The organism is Streptomyces sp. NRRL B-1140 (genome assembly GCF_001280065.1).
GTDB lineage: Bacteria > Actinomycetota > Actinomycetes > Streptomycetales > Streptomycetaceae > Streptomyces.
This window is the reverse complement of sequence record NZ_LGEA01000036.1, coordinates 1-22,602: the sequence shown is the minus strand read 5'-3', so window position 1 is coordinate 22,602 and position 22,602 is coordinate 1. Positions and strand designations below refer to the sequence as shown.

Here is a 22,602-nt window from a genome sequence, read left to right as displayed (position 1 = left end):
ATGAGTGACAGGCAGCACAAGCAGGACTTGGAGCGTGTTACCAACCAGAACGACTTCGCCGACGTGGCCCGGAATGTCGAGCACTCCGAGGGCTACGGGTTTCTCCCCGGGTTCATGAGCGACCCGTTGCGGGCGGTGGTCGGGTCCACCGCTCCGGGCAAGGCCGTCTTCAGCAGTACGGACTTCGGAACGAAGGACCTCGACCTCAACGCGATGATCGACCTGGTCGAGCAGACAGCGCCCGAGGACCTGGAGTCGTCCGGCAAGGCGCTGTGGGACGCACGTGACGCCATCCAGTCGGCAGCGGATGAACTCAGGGGGCGCATTGAACGCGTCAAATGGAAGGGTCAAGCAGGTACTGACTTCCAGAAATACGGTCGCTCCCTCGTCGAGAGCACGGACGGGTTGAGCGAGTTCGCCGGAAAAGCCGGTGATCAGATCTCCGCTGCCGCGGTGGGCCTGGCCTCAGTGCGTGTGGCCATGCCTAAGCGTGATCCGCGAAACCTCAAGCGGCCCGAGAGCTACAGCGAGGCCGAGAAGACTGAGAAGAAGGACGAGTACGAAGCTGCCGTCAAGGTGGAGAAGGACCGGCAAGAGGCGATTAACCAGATGAATCGGTTGGCCTCGTACTACGCGGTCTCCAGCCAGCAGCTTTCCGTGCTGCAGGAGCAGCCTCCGACGTTCCGGTCGTTGCCGACCATGGGCATGCCGCCCCAGACCGTGGACGGTGGTTCGGGGACGGCCGGGGAAGGGGCGGGGACAGCAGCGAAGGCGGCTGCCACCACGTACCACGCACCGAAGGAGGCGGAAGGCCGCTCCAGTGTGGACGGCGTAACGGACGCGCGGGCGCCCGAGAGCATCCCCAGGGGCAGGGTCTCGTATCCCGACGACGCCGTCGGCACCACCATCGACAGTGTCGACACTCTGCCGCCGACCACGACGACACCCGCCACCGGGAACGTGCCTCCGGTCACCGGAACGCCCCCTGCCACGGGTGGGCAGCCCGGCACCTCCGACAGCTACGCGCCCGCTGTTCCGGGCAGGGTCAACGGCAGAACGACGGGTGGGGCGAGCGGGCCCCGCACCCCTGTCACGGCCCGAGGGCGTACTCAGACCGGTTCGATCAACCCGGCCACCGGGCGCACAGGTCCCGGTGCCACGAACCAGACGGGTCGTCCCTTGGCTACGGGCCAACCCATCGCCAAGGGAACCGGTTCCGGTTCCAGACCGTTGCCTATGGGACAGTCGGGCGTGCACGGAGGCACTCCTCGCTCCGGCGGTACGGCCGCATCGCGGACGAACACCGGTCCCACCACTGGTGCCGGGCGGGCGAACGGAGTGGTCGGTGGACGACCCGCGGCCACCGGTGGTGCGGCGGCGAAGGGCAGGCAGCAGATTCCTCGTGGCACGGTGGTCGGTGCCGGTCCCCATGCCGGCACCCGGCCGTCGACCGGTGCTCCCGGACAGCGCGGTGTCTTCGGTGCATCTCAGACCGGCGTGAGGCCTGGCGCCGGCTCCGGTGGCGCTTCTCGTGGAGGTGCCGGAGCAGAGAACAGGCCTGTGACAGGCAACCCGGCAGGTCGTAACTCCGCTGTCCAGGCTGAGCGCAATGGCATGACGCGGGGTGGCGCTGGACTGGTTCGGCGGCCTGGTAAGGGCAGGCCGGACGACGAGAGGGACGCGCAGGGGGCAGAGCGTCCCGACTATGTGGTCGAGGACGTAGAGACGCATCTGCCCAATACGCCCCGGCGCGACGTGCCGCCGGTCGTCAACTGAGTGTTAGCGAGGATTGACAACGCCATGAAGTCAGGGACGACATTCGGTAGGCGAGTGCGTACTACAGGCGCGATCGTCGGCACCCTGGCTGCCGCTGGAATGGGACTGGCTCCGAACGCCACTGCCGCCGACGGCGAGCCACAGCAGTGGTACCTGGAGCCGATGCACATCGAGCAGATGTGGAAGACGAGCACGGGCAAGGGTGTCAAAGTCGCCGTCATCGACAGCGGGGTGAACGCGAACACGCCCTCGCTGAAGGGGCAGGTACTGGGCGACGAGGTTCCCAAGTCGGTTGCGTACCGTGCGACGGTCGACTACAGCGGTCACGGGACGAGCATGGCGGAACTGATCGCCGGCACCGGTGAGGGAGGCGGCATTCGAGGGCTGGCTCCAGGGGCCAAAATCGTCCCTTACCGAGTTGAGACCTTTGACCAGTCGAACGCGGACCGAGAGAAGACGCCGCAGACATACCAAGCACTCAGGGCTGCGGCCGACAGCAACGCCAAGATCATCAACATGTCTATCGGCGGTATGAACTCCGACGAGGACAAGGCCGCGGTCAAGTACGCCGCTTCAAAGGGCAAGCTGCTCATCGCGTCTGTAGGCAACGACGGCGTACCGAACGCGCCCGCGATTCTCCCCTACGTGGTCGGTGTCGGGGCGGTCGACTCCTCCTACGAGGTGACGGAGTTCGCTAAGAAGTCGTCGCACGGATTCGCCGACCTCGTAGCGCCCGGCAAGGACGTGCCCACCTGGTGCGACGAGAAGTTCCGTTCGTACTGCAAGTCCGCGGGAACGAGCCAGGCTGCCGCTCTCGTCTCCGCCTCTGCCGCCCTCATTTGGTCCGCCCACCCCGACTGGACCGTCAACCAGGTCACTCGAGCGCTGCTCGACACCGCCGGACGAGGCTGGCCCAAGGACGAACCCAGCAAGTATGCGGGCTATGGAATGGTCCGTCCGCGAGTCGTCCTGGCGGACTCCGACTACGACGCCGGCGCGCCGGACGTCGACCCGCTGGCGAAGATCAATGGCGGCGACGTGCTGGCCAAGGCAGGGGCACGGGACGCAAGCGACAGCGACGCCGCCGACCACTCCTCCTCCGTCCCGTCCGCTTCTGCATCAGCCGCGTCACAGGCCCCCGAAAAGGGTTCAGTCGACGGAACTTCGGCGGCAGGATCGCACGCGGAAGTGGCCGCCGACACCAACGACAGCACCCTGTGGATCGCCCTGGGCGCCGCAGGCGCAGTGATCGTGATCGGCGGTGGCGGCGCAGCCGTACTGCGGGCGCGCCGCGCGAGGTGACTGGACCAGCCGCCCGAGCCGACTGAGTACCTGGGCGTGAGCCACGGGGCCTTCGGCTCGGTATCAACACCGCGTTCGCCTCCTTCAAACCTCGAGGTGACGCGGGACCAATCGACCAGACAAACACACAGCGGAAGGGACGGCTGGCCATGGCGATGGACCAGAAGCTCGAAGATGCAGCAGTAGTCAAGCTGCAGAAGCAGATGTTCGAGAAGTACGAGAGCATCCGCAAGCGGGTGCACAACCTTCAGGGCGTCATCGACGGCCTCGAAGGGCAGTGGCAGGGTATCGGTCGCGCCGAGTTCGACCGGAAGCAGTACGAGATCAACGAGTCCCTCGCCAAGATCGGCAACATCCTCGGTGAGGTCATGGATGCCATGACCACCACGCGCAACATCAAGGACAGCAAGGAAGACGAGGTCCGTGCGGCAGTCAACCGCATCAACCTCCAGGACGGTGCTCCTACGGTTCAGCCGTCTGCGTTCAACTCGATGTGAGCAGCTCGAACCGAGGCCTCCGGTCCGGTTCCAGGGCATCGAGCTAAGCAGTTCACCCCCACATCACCCACCGCACACGAGCGATACGAGGTAGGTAGGCATGAGCCGTAATGGTGACGGTCTTTCCGTAACTTACGACGCGCTGGACTTCGCGGCCACGAACATCGGCAACGAGGCGAAGCAGCTGGAGCAGGACCTGGCGGAGCTCCGCAAGCTGGTCGAGAGCAGCAAGCAGTACTGGGCGGGTCAAGCCCAGGGCACCTTCGGCGACAAGCTGGCCCGCTGGGACAAGGAAGCAAATGACATCCACCAGGCGCTGACGGGCGTCGGCCACGTCGTCGGCCAGTCGGGTGGTACGTACATGGAGGGCGACAAGAAGGCCGCCAGCTACTTCCTGTAAGAGGACGGCTGTTCGCGGGACGAGCACAGGGTGGGCGCGCACGGGAGGCGCCCACCCTGCTGTGTGTGGGAACGGGACGATTGGTGTGACGAGGGCTCGGGGGAGCCGCTGCGGGCCAAGCTTCACCGCCTGGCCCTGGATGAAGCTCGGTGCCTATGGTGAGCTGGACTGGTCGCGGTGCGCGATCGACTCGGTAAGCGTCCGGGCCCTCAAAGGGGGCAGCTGACGGAACCGGCTCCGACCGACCGTGGCAAGAAGGGATCGAAGATCCACCTCATCGTCGACCGCCAGGGCCTGCCTCTGTCGATCGGCATCTCCGCCGCCAACCTCCACGACAGCCAGGCACTCATCCCGCTGGTCCGCGGCATCCCACCCATCCGCTCACGTCGCGGCCCGCGACGCCGACGGCCCGCCAAGCTACACGGTGACAAGGGATACGACTACCGCCACCTGCGGCGATGGCTCGCTTCCCGCGGCATCCGGCATCGCCTTGCCCGCAAGGGCATCGAGTCGTCCAGGCGGCTGGGCCGGCACCGCTGGGTGGTGGAGCGGGCCGTGTCCTGGCTGTCCGGCTGCCGCCGCTACGAGCGCAAACCGGAACTCTGCTCAGGCGGCTGTCCATGCAAGTGCAGGAATCTGATCTAGCACGTCGCACAGGTAGTTCAGCTTCTCTTCGAGGGCTTCGTGCGACAGCGTGCCCGTGTACCACGTGAAAAGTTCCCCGTCACGCAGCTGAAGCGGGGATTTTTTGGCTCGTGGGTCTGTGAGCAGGAAAGACGGCAAGGAGCCGCTCAGGAAATTGCGAGCAAAATTCTCATCCTTGGTGACGACCCGGAAATCGTCATCGAATTCTGGTAGGTCGAGCCGCATCCGAGACCTCCGGTCCAGCAGCACGTCCGTCTTGCTCGGCCGGAGAACCTCGACAGGCTGCCCCGATCCAGGTGTCGTGATCATGAAAACGGCCTCGATGGTGGGGCGTTCACGGTCGCCGGCCTGGTTGCCGGAAGTGGGGCTGTTATAGCGGTGCTCGAAACACTTGAAGGAACGGCCGCGGAACTCTCCCGTGATGTAGTGCCAAGCACTCAGGTTCGAGCCGCTCCCAGGCATGGGGCCGATTCCGCAATACTGGGTGGCTTGACCTCGCGCGTGCTGTTCGTACGTCCAACCACGTTCCGAGGCGACCCGCGGGAGCTCCGCCCACGCCTCTCTCATCCGTTTGTCCGCCTTGTGTGTGCGAACGAATGTCCTGCCGACAAAGGTGAACAGTCCGGCAATGACGGCGAAGAAGAGGACCTTAGCCAAGATCGGTATCAGTTGCTCCATGGTCCGAGATTATTGTGGACCGCGTGTGCTTTCGTGAACTGGGGCTTCGCCGTGAGCGAGCCGCCTGATCCCCGCGAACGCGATTCGTCTTGCGGCGTCCGTGCCGTGAAGATCGCGTGAGGGTGCTGCGAGAGTTCAGCATGGGTCCATGTACTGTGGCCGAAGGTGCACTCCTCACGCCGATGTATACCCCTGCGCCTTATCCGTCTCCCGATCCTCACCATGCTCAATGGCGACGGGCCGCCTCGTCGAAAACGAAGCGACCCCGAAGCCGAGCCGACGGTGCCCGTCACTGAAGCCCGTCCGCCACCAACCCCACCTGAACCAGTGGCTTGCCCCGCTTCCGCGACACGAACACGCCCCGCCCCGCGGGCATCGGACGCGGCCGTACGCCCCCCAGCAGGTCGCCCTCCCCGGAGTCGCCGGCGAGGACGACGCCCTGGGCGCCGAGCTCCTTCATACGCTGCATGAACGGCTCGTAGCCCGCACGACCCGCGCCCGCAGAGGAGCGCGCGATGACGAAGCGGACACCGACGTCCCGGGCGAACGGGAGCATTTCCGTGAGGCCGGCCAGGGGGTTGCCACTGGATGTGGACACCAGGTCGTAGTCGTCGATGACGATGTACACCGTCGGGCCCTGCCACCAGCTGCGGTCGCGCAACTGCTCCGGAGTGACATCGGCGGTCGGCGTACGGCGCTGCATCAGGTTGGCCAACGCGTCCATGTGGTGCTGCATCTGGTTGGACATGGGGATGTACTCCGCCAGATGGGAGTCCGGTGTCACGCCGAGCAGCGAGCGCCGGTTGTCGACCACGAAGAGCTTCGCCTCGTTGCCGTTGTGACGCTCGGTGATCCGCTGGATGAGCAGCTTGAGCAGGTTCGACTTGCCGGACTCGCTCTCGCCGAAGACGAGGAAGAACGGGTCCTGCTCGAAATCGACGAACACCGGCTCGAGGTTGTCCTCGTCGAGCGCGAAGGCGACGCCGCGGTTCGGGAACCGGTTACCGGGCGGGAGCTGCTGCGCCGAGAACTCCCGGGGCAGCAGCCGCACCTCAGGGGCAGCGGGCTGCTGCCAGTGCCGGGAGACCTCGGCGGCGAGCGCCTGTGTTGCCTCGGCCAGGTCGGTGTCGGAGGACAGGCCGTCTATGCGGGGGACCGCCGCCATGAAGTGCTGCAGCTGCGGCGTCTGGCCGCGCCCCGGGACACCGGTCGGCACGTTGGCCGCCACCTTGCGGTCGAACTCGGAGTCCATCGCGTCGCCGAGTCGCAGCTCAAGGCGGTTCATCAGGTGGTCCTTGAGATTGGAGCGGACCTCCATCGACCGCGAGGCGGTGAGGATCAGGTGCATGCCGTAACCGAGGCCGCGCGCCGCGATGTCGACGACGGCAGGCTCCAGACCCTCGTAGTCCTGACGGAAGTTGCCCCAGCCGTCGACGACCAGGAAGACATCACCCCACGGCTGGTCGGTCGTGGAGATCTCGCCACGTGCGCGCCGGGTGCGGAACTCGGCGATCGAGGAGATACCCGAGGTACGGAAGTACTCCTCGCGGCGGGTCATGATGCCGTACACCTCGGCGACCGTGCGCCGGACCTTCTCCGGGTCGAGGCGTGAGGCGACGCCGCCGACGTGCGGCAGACCCGCCACCGAAGCCAGACCGCCACCACCGAAGTCCAAGCCGTAGAACTGAACCTCCTGCGGGGTGTGCGTCAGCGCGAACGAGGCGACGATGGAGCGCAGCAGGGTCGACTTGCCGGACTGCGGACCGCCGAGGATCTGCATGTGGCCGGCCGCGCCGCCGAAGTCCGTCCACAGCGAGTCACGGCGCTGCTCGTACGGCTTGTCGACGATGCCGACGGGAATCACCAGCCGGCCCGCGCCCTCGTACCCGGGCTGCGTCAGCCCGCGGCCGGGCACGGCGGCGAGGCCGGGCAGCAGGGAGTCCAGCGACGGCGGGCTGTCCAGTGGCGGCAGCCACACCTGGTGGGCCGCCGGGCCCTGTGCCTCCAGCCGCCGCACGATCACGTCGAGCACGGTGTCGGCAAGCGCGTCGTCCGTCCGCTCGGGCTCCTCCTCCTGTCGCTGCTGCGGCACCGGCACGTAATGGACCGGCACCTGCGCCGCGGTGAACAGCACGGGCCGGCGGTCCACCGGGAGCGGACCGCCGTACGACGCTGCCTGCTGGGCGCTGGAGCGGTACACGCCGGAGACGTACGCCGCCTTGAAGCGGACCATCTCGTCGGTGCCGTACTTCAGAAAGCCGGAACCCGGAACGTTCGGCAACTCGTAGGCGTCCGGGACGCCGATCGCGGCGCGCGACTCGGCCGCCGAGAAGGTACGCAGACCGATTCGGTAGGAGAGGTAGGTTTCCAGACCGCGCAGGCGTCCCTCCTCCAGGCGCTGCGAGGCCAGCAGCAGGTGCACGCCGAGCGAACGGCCGATACGGCCGATCTGCACGAACATCTCGATGAAGTCCGGCTTGGCAGTGAGCAGTTCGCTGAACTCGTCGATGACGAGGACGAGCGAGGGGATCGGCTGGAGCGCGGCACCGGCCGCGCGGGCCTTCTCGTAGACGTGGATGTTGGCGTAGTTACCCGCGTCGCGCAGCATCTCCTGGCGGCGGTTGAGCTCACCGCGGATCGAGTCGCCCATACGGTCGACGAGGGTCAGGTCGTCGGCGAGGTTGGTGATGACCGCGGCCACATGCGGCATCCGGGACATGCCCGCGAACGTCGCACCGCCCTTGAAGTCGGCGAGGACGAAGTTGAGTGTCTCGGAGGAGTGGGTGACCGCGAGACCGAGGACCAGGGTGCGCAGCAACTCCGACTTGCCGGAACCGGTGGCGCCGACACACAGACCGTGCGGTCCCATGCCCTCCTGGGCGGCCTCCTTGAGGTCGAGCATTACGGGGCGGCCGTCCTCGCCTACCCCGATCGGCACGCGCAGCCGCTCGGACTGCGAACGCGGCCGCCAGGTGCGCCGCGGGTCGACGGCGGCGGCGTCCCCGAGGTTCAGCAGGTCGGTGAACTCCAGGTTGGCCAGCAGGGGTTCGTCGTCTTCACCACCGGAGGCCATCCGCAGCGGCGCCAGCTGCCGGGCCAGAGCCTCCGCCGCCGCGTGGGACAGGACGTCGGGTGTGCCCTCGTAGACCATGCCGTGCGCCGACTCCAGACGCAGCTCGCGCGGGTGCACGACGACGGACAGGTCGCCACGTCCGGCGGTGAGCTCGCCGGGTACGACCTCCAGGACCGTCACGCCCTGCAGCCCCTCGGGGCTGGCGAGCAGGGACGTCGGCGGCAGCGAGACACCGTCCAGGATGACGACCACGTGCGGCTGTTCGGGCACCGGCAGCGCGCTCGGGTGGAAGCGCGCGCGGCTCTGGAGTCCGGAACCCAGCAGGTCCTCCAGCTCGAGCGGGTTCGTGGTGATCAGACGCAGGCTGCCGGCGCCGTCCGCCTCGCCCCTGGCCTGTACGTGCGGCAGCCACTTCGTCCACTCCCACTCGGGTGCGGAATCCCGCCCGGTGGCGACGGCGATGACGAGGTCCTCGGGTGAGTGCAGCGAGGCCAGGGCACCCGTCACCGCGCGGGCCGCGCCACGCACGGTGTCCGGCTCACCGCTGATCGACACGTGGTAAAAGGCCCGCAGTGATACCGCCATCGGCAGATCCTCGAGCGTGCTGTGTGTGGCCAGGAACCGCTGCATGGCTCCCGCCGTCAACGGCTCCAGCTGGTCCACCGGCGCGGTCTCCGGCGGGAGCAGCGGGGTGGCCAGGGACTGCGCTCCGAGTCCCACACGCACCTGCCCGAAGTCCTCGTCACCGGCGCGGCGTTCCCACACCCGGCTGCCCTCGGCGACCAGCGCCCACAGTTGCTCCGGCGAGGGGTGCAGGTAGTACTGGGCGTCGCGCTGCGCCTCGGCGGTCTTCTGCGCCGCACGCCGGGTCTGCGACAGGTACCGCAAGTAGTCACGGCGGATGTCGGCGATCTGTCCTTGGCTGCCCCGCCGGTAGCGGATCAGCATCGCGATGCCCATGGCGATCGTGGAGGCCACCATGACCATGCCCATGATCTTCATGAAGGGCTGAGCCTGGGGGTTGAAGAAGAACACCACCGACCCGCCCATGCCGAGCATGGGCAGGAGTTGCATCAGGGCGCCTTCCCGCTCCCCGCGCGGCAGCTCCGGCGGCGGTTGCAGGAGGACCTCGTTCGTGGGCACTTCCCGCGGCAGAGCCCTCGGTGGGCGCTTGACGACGATGTGGCTCACTTCGCACCAATTCCCTTGCCGGACCGACCGTTCCGTCCGCCGCCCCGTGTCCGGCGAGCGTCGATCGCGAAGCGCGATCCTACTGACAACCAGTGACATCGGTGGGCGGTAGGGTGCCCGTGAGACAAGTGAGCAGTTGCGAATCGGGCGCCCGAAAAACAGACAGCCCGCACTGTTCGTGGGAGAGTGCTCGCCGCCTGTTCCCGGGAGACGGGGCTCATATGACCGGCGGACCAGGTGATGGCAAGGCACAACCCGACAGCATCGTTGTCGGCGCTCGCGCGCTCGACGCCGTGAGCGCCGCACCATTGACGAGGGGGAACAGCAGGTGAGCATGATGGCTTCCGCGCCGACCGGCACGACCGGCGGAGCGGGCACCGGAGCTCCTTCCGGGGCGGGCACCGGGTTCGGATTCTGCCGAGTCACCATCGTGGCGCCCGACAGCCGGATCGACGTCGCGCTGCCCGACGATGTGGCAGTCGCCGATCTCTACCCGGAGATCCTGCGGTTCTCCCGGCAGAGCCCCGCCGAGGGCGCCCCGGTCGGTTACCACCTCGTGCGCAGGGACGGCACGGTCCTCGACGGGTCCCGCTCCTTCGCCGCTCAGCGCATCCTCGACGGCGAGCTGCTGACACTGCGTCCGTTCGCCGAGTCGCTGCCGCCCGCGGTCCACGACGATGTCTCCGAGGCGGTCGCCTCCGCCGTGACCGAGGACCGCACGCTGTGGAATGGCACCCTCACCAGGGCCGCTGGACTCATCGCCGGCGGTGTCCTGCCTGCGCTGCTCGCGTTCGTGGTCTGGAGTTCGGAGTTCCGCCACGACATGAACAGCCTCCAGGGCGTCCTGGCCGCCGTCACCGGTCTCCTCCTCGTCACCGTCTCGTGCGTCCGCGCGCGGGTCTACGACGACCGCGGCTCGGCCGTCGCCCTGGGCCTGGGGGCCCTGCCGAACATCGCCGTGGCCGGCTCCGGACTGCTCCCGCTGTCGGAGGGACAGGGCATCGGACGCCTGCAGTTCCTGCTCGCGTGCGCGGCCGTCCTCGTCGCCGCACTGGTCCTCACGCTGGTGTCGCCCAGCGGGGACGGCCCGTTCGTGGCATTCGTGTTCGCCTCCGGGATCGGCCTGCTGACCACCTTCGTCGCGATGCTCACCCAGCTGAGGCCCATCGAGACGGCCGCCGTCTGCGCGCCGCTCGCGGTCTGTGCCCTCGCGTTCCTTCCCGGTTTGTCCATGCGCTTCGCCAGGCTGCCCATCGGCTTCGAACCGCCCAACCCGGGCCGTGGCTACAGCACCGAGGAGTCCACCGGTCAGCACGGGCCCGTCGATGCCCGGCGCATCGCCGCCCAGGTCCGCCGCGGTCACGAACTCCTGGTCGGCCTGGTCGGTGGCTGCGCGCTCGTCGCGGTCGGCGCCTCCATCGTCCTCGGCTTCTCCGACGACGTATGGGCGCAGCTCCTCGCCCTCGCCACGGGCATCGCCATGCTGATGCGCGCCCACCTGTTCCGTTACACGGCGCAGGTCGGCGCCACGCTTGCCGCTGGTCTCTCCGCCCTCGTCTTCCTCGGCCTGGGGCTCGCCCTGAACCCGCCGGTGGAATTCGTGCGGGACGCCATCCAGGGCGACACCACCGGTCTCGACATCCGCTCGGTGTGGCTCGCGGCCGCGATCGCCGCGACCGCCGGCCTGCTGACGGCGATCGGTCTGATCGCACCGCGCAGCGGAGTCACTCCCTTCTGGGGGCGCTTCACGGAGATCGCCGAGACCTTCGTCTTGCTGACGCTGGTCCCGCTGGCGCTCGCCGTGTTCGACGTGTACGCGTCCGCGCGGTCCATGGCCGGTAACTGAGTCGCCGTCCGCGCTGCGCCGACGGGCGAAGATGCCGCGGACCGTGCCTCCAGCGGCGCGGCCGCCGGTCGTGTCCTGATCGTCATGCGCGCGTGACCCGGACAGGGGCCACGCGCGCGTCCCCACTACTCCGCGGAGCCGGGCTCAAGATCGAACTCCCCGTCCCGCGCCCCCAGCACGAACGCCCGCCACTCCGCCTCCGTGTAGCGCAGCACCGTGCCCGGGTCGAGCGACGACCGCATCGCCACGGCCCCCTCGGGCAGGTAGGCGATCTCCACCCGCTCCTCGTGCGCCTCGGTGCCCGGCGCGCTGTGCCACTCGACACCGGAGATGTCGAGGGCGTAGAGCTCGTCCCGCTCCCGCTCCTTGCGTGCCTTGATCTCCTCAGCCGTCTCCGCCATGCCGCAGCGACCCCTTCCCGACGTACGAACCATCCGAACCTGCTCACCCTAGTGGCCCCCTCCGCCCCGGCCGGGAGGTTCGAGGGACCAGGGCAAACGGGACCCCGGTCGCCTGGTACCCTGGTCGACGGCCGTTTGTGTACGCACCCCCGGAGCCCACCGCTCTGGAGGCCGCGCTCAGCGGATCCCCGCCTTCCGAGTCATGGAAGCTCCCCCGAGACACAGACCGGGGGCACTCGGTGGCCACCACAGACTACGAGGAGTACGCGTGCCGCTCGACGCCGCTACGAAGAAGCAGATCATCACCGAGTTCGGCCAGAAGGAGGGCGACACCGGCTCCCCCGAGGTCCAGGTCGCCATGCTCACGCGCCGCATCTCGGACCTGACCGAGCACCTCAAGACCCACAAGCACGACCACCACTCCCGTCGTGGTCTGCTGATCCTGGTGGGTCAGCGTCGCCGCCTTCTCCAGTACCTGGCGAAGAAGGACATCCAGCGCTTCCGTACGCTGGTCGACCGCCTCGGCATCCGTCGCGGTGCGGCGGGCGCCAAGTAAGACGCCGTGAGGGGAGCGGTTCCCGAAGAAAGGGGACCGCTCCCTTTGCTGTACGTGCGGAGTGTCACCGCGGCTTTGTAGTGTGGTAGCACAACGCAATACGGACGACACGGCACAACAAGAAGAGGAGAGGCGCACCCAGCCGCCGCCGGTCCTCGGTAGTGGCCCCCGGGGGAAGCGAGCCCCGGGTGCTTCGATCGAAGACCGGCCCGCACAGCCCGGAGCGCTTCTCCGCGACCGTCCCCCTGCCACACGGGCAGCGACGGGACGAGGACGAGGAGATAACGCTAGTGGAGAACGAGACCCACTACGCCGAGGCCGTCATCGACAACGGCGCCTTCGGCACTCGCACCATCCGCTTCGAGACGGGCCGCCTGGCCAAGCAGGCCGCCGGCTCCGCCGTGGCGTACCTGGACGACGACACCATGGTGCTGTCGGCCACCACCGCCTCCAAGAACCCCAAGGACCAGCTCGACTTCTTCCCCCTGACGGTGGACGTCGAGGAGCGGATGTACGCCGCCGGCAAGATCCCCGGCAGCTTCTTCCGCCGTGAGGGCCGTCCCTCCGAGGACGCCATCCTGACCTGCCGCCTGATCGACCGCCCGCTGCGCCCGTCCTTCAAGAAGGGCCTGCGCAACGAGATCCAGGTCGTCGCCACGATCATGGCGCTCAACCCCGACCACCTGTACGACGTCGTCGCGATCAACGCCGCGTCCGCGTCCACGCAGCTGGCCGGCCTGCCCTTCTCCGGCCCGATCGGCGGCGTCCGCGTCGCGCTGATCCGCGGCCAGTGGGTGGCCTTCCCGACGCACACCGAGCTCGAGGACGCCGCGTTCGACATGGTCGTCGCGGGCCGCGTCCTTGAGGACGGCGACGTCGCGATCATGATGGTCGAGGCCGAGGCCACCGAGAAGACCATCAAGCTGGTCGAGGGCGGCGCCGAGGCGCCGACCGAGGAGGTCGTCGCCGCCGGTCTCGAAGCCGCGAAGCCCTTCATCAAGGTCCTCTGCAAGGCCCAGTCGGACCTCGCCGCCAAGGCCGCCAAGCCCACCGGCGAGTTCCCGATCTTCCTCGACTACCAGGACGACGTCCTGGAGGCGCTCACCGCCGCCGTCCGCCCGGAGCTGGCCTCCGCGCTGACCATCGCCGGCAAGCAGGAGCGCGAGGCCGAGCTGGACCGCGTCAAGGGTCTGGCCGCCGAGAAGCTCCTGCCGGAGTTCGAGGGCCGCGAGAAGGAGATCTCCGCCGCGTACCGCTCGCTGACCAAGACCCTGGTCCGTGAGCGTGTCATCAAGGAGAAGAAGCGCATCGACGGCCGCGGTGTCACCGACATCCGCACCCTGGCCGCCGAGGTCGAGGCCATCCCGCGGGTCCACGGCTCCGCGGTGTTCGAGCGTGGCGAGACCCAGATCCTGGGCGTCACCACCCTGAACATGCTCCGCATGGAGCAGCAGCTGGACACCCTCTCCCCGGTGACCCGCAAGCGCTACATGCACAACTACAACTTCCCGCCGTACTCCACCGGCGAGACCGGCCGCGTCGGCTCCCCGAAGCGCCGCGAGATCGGCCACGGCGCCCTCGCCGAGCGCGCCCTGGTGCCGGTCCTGCCGACGCGCGAGGAGTTCCCCTACGCGATCCGCCAGGTCTCCGAGGCGCTGAGCTCCAACGGCTCGACGTCCATGGGCTCGGTCTGCGCCTCCACCATGTCGCTGCTGAACGCCGGTGTGCCGCTGAAGGCCCCCGTCGCCGGTATCGCCATGGGCCTGATCTCACAGGAGATCGAGGGCGAGACGCACTACGTCACCCTCACCGACATCCTCGGTGCGGAGGACGCCTTCGGCGACATGGACTTCAAGGTCGCCGGCACCAAGGACTTCGTGACCGCCCTCCAGCTCGACACCAAGCTGGACGGCATCCCGGCCTCCGTCCTGGCCGCGGCCCTCAAGCAGGCCCGTGACGCCCGCCTCCACATCCTCGACGTGATGATGGAAGCGATCGACACGCCGGACGAGATGTCCCCGAACGCCCCGCGGATCATCACCGTCAAGATCCCCGTGGACAAGATCGGCGAGGTCATCGGCCCCAAGGGCAAGATGATCAACCAGATCCAGGAGGACACCGGCGCCGAGATCACGATCGAGGACGACGGCACCATCTACATCGGTGCCGCCGACGGCCCCTCCGCCGAGGCCGCCCGCACCACGATCAACGGCATCGCCAACCCGACGATGCCCGAGGTCGGCGAGCGCTACCTGGGCACGGTCGTCAAGACGACCACCTTCGGCGCGTTCGTCTCCCTGCTGCCCGGCAAGGACGGTCTGCTGCACATCTCGCAGATCCGCAAGCTGGCCGGCGGCAAGCGTGTGGAGAACGTCGAGGACGTCCTCGGTGTGGGCCAGAAGGTCCAGGTCGAGATCGCCGAGATCGACTCCCGCGGCAAGCTCTCCCTGATCCCGGTCATCGAGGGCGAAGACGGCGACGAGACGAAGGACGACGGCGACAAGTGACGTCCCGTGGCTTCCAGGCGACGGCCCGCACCTCCTCGGAGGCGCGGGCCGTCGCCCGTACCCAAACCCTCATCAAGGGCGAGAACGGCATCGGCACGGTCCGCAAGACCACCCTCCCCGGTGGCCTGCGCATCGTCACCGAGACCCAGCCCTCGGTCCGCTCCGCGACCTTCGGCATCTGGGCGCACGTCGGCTCCCGCGACGAGACCCCGGCCCTGAACGGCGCCACCCACTACCTGGAGCACCTGCTCTTCAAGGGCACCAGCCGCAGGTCGGCCCTGGACATCTCCGCCGCGCTGGACGCGGTCGGCGGGGAGATGAACGCGTTCACGGCCAAGGAGTACACGTGCTACTACGCACGCGTGCTCGACAACGACCTGCCGCTGGCCATCGACGTCGTCTGCGACATGCTGACCGGCTCGCTGATCCGCGAGGACGACGTGGACGTCGAGCGGGGCGCGATCCTCGAAGAGATCGCCATGACCGAGGACGACCCGGGCGACTGCGTGCACGACCTGTTCGCGCACACGATGTTCGGCGACAACCCCCTCGGCCGCCCGGTCCTCGGCACGGTCGACACGGTCAACGCCCTCACCGCCGACCGCATCCGCCGCTTCTACAAGAAGCACTACGACCCGACCCACCTGGTCGTCGCCTGCGCCGGCAACATCGACCACGCCAAGGTCGTGCGGCAGGTCCGCACCGCCTTCGAGAAGGCCGGTGCCTTCAAGGACCCGGTCGCGGACCCCGTCGCCCCGCGCAGCGGCACGCGCTCCCTGCGCACCGCGGGCCGCGTCGAGCTGATCGACCGCAAGACCGAGCAGGCGCACGTGGTGCTCGGCATGCCGGGCCTGGCCCGCACGGACGAGCGCCGCTGGGCCCTGGGCGTGCTGAACACCGCCCTCGGCGGCGGCATGTCCTCCCGCCTCTTCCAGGAGGTCCGCGAGAAGCGCGGCCTGGCCTACAGCGTGTACTCGTACACCTCCGGCTTCGCCGACTGCGGCCTGTTCGGCGTCTACGCCGGCTGCAGGCCCTCGCAGGTGCACGACGTGCTGAAAATCTGCCGCGACGAGCTCGACCAGGTCGCCGAGCACGGCCTCTCGGACGACGAGATAGGGCGTGCGATCGGTCAGCTCCAGGGGTCCACGGTCCTCGGCCTGGAGGACACCGGCGCGCTGATGAACCGCATCGGCAAGAGCGAGCTGTGCTGGGGCGAGCAGATGTCCGTCGACGACATGCTGTCGCGGATGGCCTCGGTCACCCCGGACGACGTCCGTGAGGTCGCCCGCGAGATCCTGGGACGGCGGCCCTCCCTGTCGGTCATCGGCCCGCTGAAGGACAAACAGGCGGCCCGCCTCAACGACGCCGTCGCCTGACGATCCCCTGGTGAAGGAAGCACAAGAGATGAGCAAGCTGCGCGTGGCGGTCCTCGGTGCCAAGGGCCGGATCGGCTCGGAAGCCGTACGAGCAATCGAAGCCGCCGAGGACATGGAACTGGTCGCGGCCCTCGGCCGGGGCGACAAGCTTGAGACGCTGACCGAGGCGGGCGCCCAGGTCGCGGTCGAACTGACCACGCCCGACTCGGTCATGGCCAACCTCGAGTTCTGCGTGGGCCACGGCATCCACGCGGTCGTCGGCACGACCGGCTGGACCGACGAGCGCCTCGCGCAGCTGAACGGCTGGCTGTCCGACTCCCCGGAGACGGGCGTGCTCATCGCGCCGAACTTCTCCATCGGGGCCGTACTGAACATGAAGTTCGCGCAGATCGCGGCACCGTACTTCGAGTCGGTGGAGGTCATCGAGCTCCACCACCCGAAGAAGGTCGACGCCCCGTCGGGCACCGCCACGCGCACGGCCCAGCTCATCGCGTCGGCTCGTGCCGAGGCGGGTTCGGCCCAGGCACCGGACGCCACGGAGACGGCCCTGGACGGAGCGCGGGGCGCGGACGTCGACGGCGTCCCCGTGCACTCAGTCCGCCTGCGCGGTCTGCTGGCCCACCAGGAGGTCCTGCTCGGCGGAGAGGGCGAAACGCTCACCATCCGCCACGACTCGCTCCACCACAGCAGCTTCATGCCGGGCATCCTGCTCGGCGCCCGCCGCGTGGTGAGCACCCCGGGCCTGACGTTCGGCCTGGAACACTTCCTGGATCTGAGCTGAGCCCCTGACCGTCATGCGTGCGAAGCTCACCTACGCCCTCACCGCAGCCGTCCTGGTCGTCTACTTCGTCCTGGTCGGCAGCCGCGGCGTCCTGCTCATCGAGATCGGTACGCCCCTCACCGTCACCTTCGGTGTCGCCGTGCTGATCCTGCCGGTCATCGGTCTGTGGTTCCTGTGGAAGAACACCCAGTTCGCCCGCAAGGCCGGTCAACTCGCCGCCGAACTCGACGCCGAGGGCGGCCTGCCCGTCGACGAACTGCGGCGCACCCCCAGCGGGCGCATCGACCGCGACTCGGCCGACGAGGTCTTCGCCCGGCGCAAGGCCGAGACGGAGGACGCCCCAGAAGACTGGCGCACCTGGTTCCGCCTCGCCGTCGCCTACCACGACGCCCGTGACACCCCGCGTGCCCGCAAGGCCATGCAGCGCGCGATCGCCCTGCACGACGGCAAGCAGCCCGAAGCGGCCTGAACCGCGGCCCACGCATGACGGAGGGGCCGGACCGTTCTCTCACGGTCCGGCCCCTCCGCCATGAGGCTTGGGACGTCAGCGCGGACCGTAGTCCTCGGCCCACGCCTCGACGGAGTCGGCCGCCCTGTCGAAGGCCTCCGGGCGGCCCAGGAAGTCCGCGTTGTGCGTGGTCATCAGGGGAGGCAGCTCACCCGCCTCCCGGCCCTGGCGCCCGAGCAGCAGCGCCTGCCCCTGCACGGTCCTGGGCAGTCCCAGCCAGCGCACCGGCTGCTGCACCGTCCGCACGGAGACGACCTGCTCCCAGGACGCCGTACGCGTCGTGAGGAAGCCCACGTGCCGCAGCCCGCGCGCACTGACCCACACGCCCACGCGCAGCAGCCGCAGCGCCGCGGCGATGACGAGCAGCGCCACGCCGAACACCAGGGCAGCAGAGGCGAGTTGGGCCGTCGCGGCGATGATGACAGCGGCGAACAGCACGAACGAGGCGAGCAGCAGCGCGAGCGCGGCCACCACGACCCGCCACGGCCCGGGCCGGTACGGACGCCGCCAGCGGTCACGGTCTTCGTGGGGCAACGGAACGTCGTCCGTCGCCTCGAAAACGCGGTCGGCCGTCAGGAAGGGCAGGGGCACGGCTGGTCCTCACTCGATCCATGCGTGGGCTGTGCCCGGTGAGGCTACCGATCTGTGTCCCCGGTCACCACCGGCGGGGGCCGGATGGAGTCACCGCCGGCCCGGTGCGGGTCAGCGCCTTTCGGACGCCTGCGACTGCTGAGGCTGATCAGCCGTCCTGTCGGGCGTCAGCGCGGGCGTTCCGATGACCAGGGACCCCACGAGCCCCGCCACGAGGGTGAGCCCCAGCAGCCAACGCCCGGCCATCTGGCCGACGGTCGACCGCTCACGCGGTGGGGGAGTGACATTGCTGCGGAACCTGTCGGCCTCGGCGACGAAGGCAAACGGTACGGGTTCACGCCGACCGAACATCAGGGGTACGTCTCCTTCAAGGGTGGAACGGATCACTTTCGTCTGTAGAGACGAACGAACTCCCTCAGAGGTGCCCTGTTTCACCGACTTCATTGCGGCACGGCACCGATCGTGCTGAATCGGCCGGGCCGTAGAGTGGCGTCGCCACACGACGAGATGGGAAGGCCCTGCCAACCGTGACCGACACCCCCGCCGACGACCTCAAGCCCAGCTACCGCAGCGACGTCACCGTCGAGCTGGTCAAGCACACCGCGTCCGACGCGGACGTCCTTTTCGCGGCCCGGGTCTCGACCCTGGGCGAGCAGTCCCTGGACGAGCTGCAGAAGGACCCCGAGCGTTCCAAGGGCCTGATCAACTACCTGATGCGGGACCGGCACGGCAGCCCCTTCGAGCACAACTCGATGACCTTCCTCATCAGCGCCCCGATCTTCGTCTTCCGGGAGTTCATGCGGCACCGCGTCGGCTGGTCGTACAACGAGGAGAGCGGCCGCTACCGCGAGCTGCAGCCCGTCTTCTACGTCCCCGACGAGTCCCGCAAGCTGGTCCAGGAAGGCCGCCCGGGCAAGTACGTCTTCGTCGAGGGCACCCGGGCCCAGCAGGAGCTGACCGGCCGCGTCATGGAGGACTCGTACCGGCAGGCGTACGAGGCCTACCAGGAGATGCTCGCCGCCGGCGTCGCGCGCGAGGTCGCCCGCGCCGTCCTGCCCGTCGGCCTGTACTCGTCGATGTACGCCACCTGCAACGCCCGCTCGCTGATGCACTTCCTCGGCCTGCGCACCCAGCACGAGCTGGCGAAGGTCCCGTCCTTCCCGCAGCGCGAGATCGAGATGGTCGGCGAGAAGATGGAGGCCGAGTGGTCCCGCCTCATGCCGCTCACCTACGCCGCCTTCAACGCGAACGGACGCGTGGCGCCGTAAGGCGTCCCGGGTTTCCCGATCAGGTACAGATGTGCGGTTCAGCCGCGCGAAGTGTCCGTATTGCGGCATTTGGAGAAGTTCATCTAGCCTGATCAAACGGGTCCGGCACTGCTTGAACCCCCGAGCAGGCAGTGCCGGGCTCCAACTTTGTCACGACTTGTCGCCTGCCCCATGGGCAGACCCGGTCCTGAGCAACGAGTAGCGTGTAACCCATGGCTCCGACCTCGACTCCGCAGACCCCCTTCGGGCGGGTCCTCACCGCCATGGTCACGCCCTTCACGGCGGACGGCGCACTCGACCTCGACGGCGCGCAGCGGCTCGCCGCCCATCTGGTGGACGCAGGCAACGACGGCCTGGTCATCAACGGCACCACCGGCGAGTCCCCGACCACCAGCGACGCGGAGAAAGCGGATCTCGTACGGGCGGTCCTGGAGGCGGTCGGCGACCGCGCCCACGTGGTGGCCGGAGTCGGCACCAACGACACCCACCACAGCATGGAACTCGCCCGGACAGCGGAACGCACCGGCGCACACGGCCTGCTCGTCGTGACCCCGTACTACAACAAGCCGCCGCAGGAGGGCCTGTACCGGCACTTCACCGCCGTCGCCGACACCACCGGCCTTCCGGTGATGCTCTACGACATCCCCGGCCGCAGCGGCGTCCCGATCAGCACCGAGACGCTCGTCCGCCTCGCCGAGCACCCGCGCATCGTCGCCAACAAGGACGCCAAGGGCGACCTCGGCCGCGCCAGCTGGGCCATCGCCCGCTCCGGCCTCGCCTGGTACTCCGGCGACGACATGCTGAACCTGCCCCTGCTCTCCGTCGGCGCGGTCGGTTTCGTCTCGGTCGTCGGGCACGTCGTCACCCCCGAGCTGCGCGCCCTGGTCGAGGCGTACACCTCGGGCGACGTCCAGAAGGCCACCGAGATCCACCAGAAGCTGCTCGCCGTCTACACGGGCATGTTCCGCACCCAGGGCGTGATGACGACCAAGGCGGCGCTCGCCCTGCAGGGACTGCCCGCCGGGCCGCTGCGCGCCCCCATGGTCGAATGCGCGCCCGAAGAGATCGAGCAACTCAAGATCGATCTTGCTGCCGGCGGGGTACAGCTCTGACATCAGACTTCGCGCGGACCCCCGCGCACATGCTTCACAACTGAATAAGCGGGCCACCGGTGCCCGCACACCCCACACAACTGCTTCTGCACGAACGTCACGCGCGCCACGTGCCCCACCGGTACGTGGCGCGCGTGGTGAGGAGAGTCTTTTGAGTCATCCGCATCCCGAACTCCGCACGCCCCCGCCGCTCCCCGAAGGCGGCCTGCGTGTCACCCCGCTCGGCGGCCTCGGTGAGATCGGCCGCAACATGACGGTCTTCGAATTCGGCGGCCGTCTGCTGATCGTCGACTGCGGAGTGCTCTTCCCCGAGGAGGAGCAGCCCGGAATCGACTTGATCCTTCCGGACTTCTCGTCCATCAGGGACCGCCTCGACGACATCGAGGGCATCGTGCTCACGCACGGGCACGAGGACCACATCGGCGGCGTCCCCTTCCTCCTGCGCGAGAAGCCGGACATCCCGCTGATCGGCTCCAAGCTGACCCTCGCCCTCATCGAGGCCAAGCTCCAGGAGCACCGCATCCGCCCCTACACCCTCGAGGTGGCGGAGGGGCACCGCGAGCGCATCGGCCCCTTCGACTGCGAGTTCATCGCGGTCAACCACTCCATCCCGGACGCGCTGGCCGTGGCCATCCGCACCCCCGCGGGCATGGCGGTCCATACCGGCGACTTCAAGATGGACCAGCTCCCGCTGGACAGCCGCCTCACGGACCTCCACGCGTTCGCACGTCTGAGCGAGGAAGGCATCGATCTCCTCCTCTCGGACTCGACCAACGCCGAGGTGCCGGGATTCGTCCCGCCCGAGCGGGAGATCTCCAACGTCCTGCGGCAGGTCTTCGCCGGCGCCCGCAAGCGCATCATCGTCGCGAGCTTCGCCAGCCACGTGCACCGCATCCAGCAGATCCTGGACGCCGCGCACGAGTACGGCCGCCGCGTCGCCTTCGTCGGCCGCTCCATGGTCCGCAACATGGGCATCGCCCGTGACCTGGGCTATCTGCGGGTCCCGCCCGGCCTGGTCGTGGACGTCAAGACGCTCGACGACCTCCCGGACAACGAGGTGGTCCTGGTCTGCACGGGCTCCCAGGGTGAGCCGATGGCCGCCCTGTCCCGCATGGCCAACCGCGACCACCAGATCCGCATCGTCCAGGGCGACACGGTGATCCTGGCGTCGTCCCTGATCCCCGGCAACGAGAACGCGGTCTACCGTGTGATCAACGGCCTCACCCGCTGGGGCGCCAACGTGGTGCACAAGGGGAACGCCAAGGTCCACGTCTCCGGCCACGCCTCGGCGGGCGAGCTGCTGTACTTCTACAACATCTGCCGCCCGAAGAACCTGATGCCCGTGCACGGCGAGTGGCGCCACCTCCGGGCCAACGCCGAGCTGGGCGCCCTGACCGGCGTCCCGCACGACCGCATCGTCATCGCCGAGGACGGCGTGGCCGTCGACCTCGTCGAGGGCAAGGCGAAGATCTCTGGCAAGGTCCAGGCCGGGTACGTCTACGTCGACGGCCTCTCGGTCGGTGACGTGGGTGAGCCGGCCCTCAAGGACCGGAAGATCCTCGGCGACGAGGGCATCATCTCGGTCTTCGTGGTCATCGACTCCTCCACCGGGAAGATCACCGGCGGCCCCCACATCCAGGCCCGCGGCTCCGGCATCGAGGACTCCGCCTTCGCCGACGTGGCCCCCAGGATCACGGAAGTGCTCGAACGCTCCGCCCAGGACGGCGTGGTGGAACCCCACCAGCTCCAGCAGCTCGTGCGTCGCACACTGGGCAAGTGGGTCTCGGACACCTACCGGCGCCGGCCGATGATCCTGCCTGTGGTGGTGGAGGTCTGACGACCCATCGGGCCTGAGCCCGGGCCAACTGGGAGCGGGGCGCCTCGATTTGCATCGAGGCGCCCCGCTCCAGTAGGTTTACAACTCCTCACGACGGGGCACCCGCGCCAACTCAGGCACGGTGACCATGCCCGGCCGGGATGGAAATTCCGACTCAGAACTTCTGATAAAGTCGGAACCGCCGGAAAGGGAAACGCGAAAGCGGGAACCTGGAAAGCACCGAGGAAATCGGATCGGAAAGATCTGATAGAGTCGGA

General features: G+C 68.5%; 18 protein-coding genes and 1 pseudogene. 14 read left to right on the top strand and 5 right to left on the bottom strand.

What is annotated here, in order from left to right:
* The 5 genes and pseudogenes from ADK65_RS36770 to ADK65_RS36760 form a co-directional block, all read left to right on the top strand.
* Nucleotides 1-1,776: a hypothetical protein gene (locus ADK65_RS36770; RefSeq protein ID WP_078955820.1), complete on the top strand. Its 1,776-nt coding sequence runs from the start codon at nt 1-3 to the stop codon at nt 1,774-1,776.
* Between the two features lie 54 nt (nt 1,777-1,830).
* On the top strand, nt 1,831-3,078 hold the full coding sequence (locus tag ADK65_RS05435) for a S8 family serine peptidase (RefSeq protein ID WP_420708967.1): 1,248 nt from the start codon (nt 1,831-1,833) through the stop codon (nt 3,076-3,078).
* Nucleotides 3,079-3,227: 149 nt separating this feature from the next.
* Complete coding sequence (locus tag ADK65_RS05430; RefSeq protein ID WP_053668649.1) at nt 3,228-3,575, top strand: WXG100 family type VII secretion target; 348 nt, start codon at nt 3,228-3,230, stop codon at nt 3,573-3,575.
* Between the two features lie 100 nt (nt 3,576-3,675).
* Nucleotides 3,676-3,975 carry a WXG100 family type VII secretion target gene (locus ADK65_RS05425; protein ID WP_053668648.1) on the top strand — a complete coding sequence of 100 codons (300 nt, stop codon included), beginning with the start codon at nt 3,676-3,678 and terminating at the stop codon, nt 3,973-3,975.
* A 114-nt stretch (nt 3,976-4,089) separates the two neighbouring features.
* Nucleotides 4,090-4,620: pseudogene (locus ADK65_RS36760) on the top strand (IS5 family transposase); the annotation flags it as partial.
* Here ADK65_RS36760 and ADK65_RS05420 read toward each other — a convergent pair.
* A complete protein-coding gene (locus ADK65_RS05420) occupies nt 4,582-5,298 on the bottom strand; it encodes a hypothetical protein (RefSeq protein WP_053668647.1) in 717 nt (238 codons plus the stop codon). The pseudogene ADK65_RS36760 and the gene ADK65_RS05420 sit on opposite strands and share 39 nt — an antisense overlap.
* Nucleotides 5,299-5,587: 289 nt before the next feature.
* On the bottom strand, nt 5,588-9,562 hold the full coding sequence (gene eccCa, locus ADK65_RS05415) for a type VII secretion protein EccCa (RefSeq protein ID WP_053668646.1): 3,975 nt from the start codon (nt 9,560-9,562) through the stop codon (nt 5,588-5,590).
* 334 nt (nt 9,563-9,896) lie between these two features.
* On the opposite strand from eccCa, the gene eccD reads away from it, so the two are divergent.
* Complete coding sequence (eccD, locus tag ADK65_RS05410) at nt 9,897-11,408, top strand: type VII secretion integral membrane protein EccD (RefSeq protein ID WP_053668645.1); 1,512 nt, start codon at nt 9,897-9,899, stop codon at nt 11,406-11,408.
* A gap of 125 nt (nt 11,409-11,533) precedes the next feature.
* Here the strand turns inward: eccD and ADK65_RS05405 are convergent, their stop codons facing one another.
* The gene (locus tag ADK65_RS05405) at nt 11,534-11,809 is read right to left on the bottom strand and encodes a DUF397 domain-containing protein (protein WP_053668644.1); all 276 of its coding nucleotides are present in this window, start codon (nt 11,807-11,809) and stop codon (nt 11,534-11,536) included.
* A gap of 268 nt (nt 11,810-12,077) precedes the next feature.
* Between ADK65_RS05405 and rpsO the strand changes: the two genes are divergently transcribed.
* From rpsO to ADK65_RS05380, 5 genes are all read left to right on the top strand, one after another.
* Nucleotides 12,078-12,365 carry a 30S ribosomal protein S15 gene (rpsO, locus tag ADK65_RS05400; RefSeq protein WP_053668643.1) on the top strand — a complete coding sequence of 96 codons (288 nt, stop codon included), beginning with the start codon at nt 12,078-12,080 and terminating at the stop codon, nt 12,363-12,365.
* 290 nt (nt 12,366-12,655) lie between these two features.
* The gene (locus ADK65_RS05395) at nt 12,656-14,872 is read left to right on the top strand and encodes a polyribonucleotide nucleotidyltransferase (RefSeq protein WP_053668642.1); all 2,217 of its coding nucleotides are present in this window, start codon (nt 12,656-12,658) and stop codon (nt 14,870-14,872) included.
* Nucleotides 14,869-16,248, top strand: a complete 1,380-nt coding sequence (locus tag ADK65_RS05390; protein ID WP_053668641.1) for a M16 family metallopeptidase — start codon at nt 14,869-14,871, stop codon at nt 16,246-16,248. The genes ADK65_RS05395 and ADK65_RS05390 overlap by 4 nt, the downstream gene beginning before the upstream one ends.
* 28 nt (nt 16,249-16,276) lie before the next feature.
* Nucleotides 16,277-17,029 (top strand): 4-hydroxy-tetrahydrodipicolinate reductase, encoded by a 753-nt coding sequence (dapB, locus tag ADK65_RS05385; RefSeq protein ID WP_053668640.1) that lies wholly within the window; start codon nt 16,277-16,279, stop codon nt 17,027-17,029.
* A 13-nt stretch (nt 17,030-17,042) separates the two neighbouring features.
* Nucleotides 17,043-17,498: a hypothetical protein gene (locus ADK65_RS05380; RefSeq protein ID WP_053668639.1), complete on the top strand. Its 456-nt coding sequence runs from the start codon at nt 17,043-17,045 to the stop codon at nt 17,496-17,498.
* A gap of 75 nt (nt 17,499-17,573) precedes the next feature.
* On the opposite strand, the gene ADK65_RS05375 is transcribed toward ADK65_RS05380, so the two are convergent.
* Together ADK65_RS05375 and ADK65_RS39110 are read right to left on the bottom strand one after the other, a co-directional pair.
* A complete protein-coding gene (locus tag ADK65_RS05375; RefSeq protein WP_053668638.1) occupies nt 17,574-18,128 on the bottom strand; it encodes a hypothetical protein in 555 nt (184 codons plus the stop codon).
* A 111-nt stretch (nt 18,129-18,239) separates the two neighbouring features.
* Nucleotides 18,240-18,479, bottom strand: a complete 240-nt coding sequence (locus ADK65_RS39110; protein WP_053668637.1) for a hypothetical protein — start codon at nt 18,477-18,479, stop codon at nt 18,240-18,242.
* Between the two features lie 176 nt (nt 18,480-18,655).
* On the opposite strand from ADK65_RS39110, the gene thyX reads away from it, so the two are divergent.
* From thyX to ADK65_RS05355, 3 genes are all read left to right on the top strand, one after another.
* Nucleotides 18,656-19,396, top strand: a complete 741-nt coding sequence (gene thyX / locus ADK65_RS05365; RefSeq protein ID WP_053668636.1) for an FAD-dependent thymidylate synthase — start codon at nt 18,656-18,658, stop codon at nt 19,394-19,396.
* Between the two features lie 212 nt (nt 19,397-19,608).
* Nucleotides 19,609-20,508 (top strand): 4-hydroxy-tetrahydrodipicolinate synthase, encoded by a 900-nt coding sequence (gene dapA / locus ADK65_RS05360; protein WP_053668635.1) that lies wholly within the window; start codon nt 19,609-19,611, stop codon nt 20,506-20,508.
* Between the two features lie 151 nt (nt 20,509-20,659).
* Entirely contained in the window at nt 20,660-22,345 is a 1,686-nt protein-coding gene (locus ADK65_RS05355; protein WP_053668634.1) for a ribonuclease J, read from the top strand.
* The last annotated feature ends 257 nt before the right edge of the window (nt 22,346-22,602 follow it).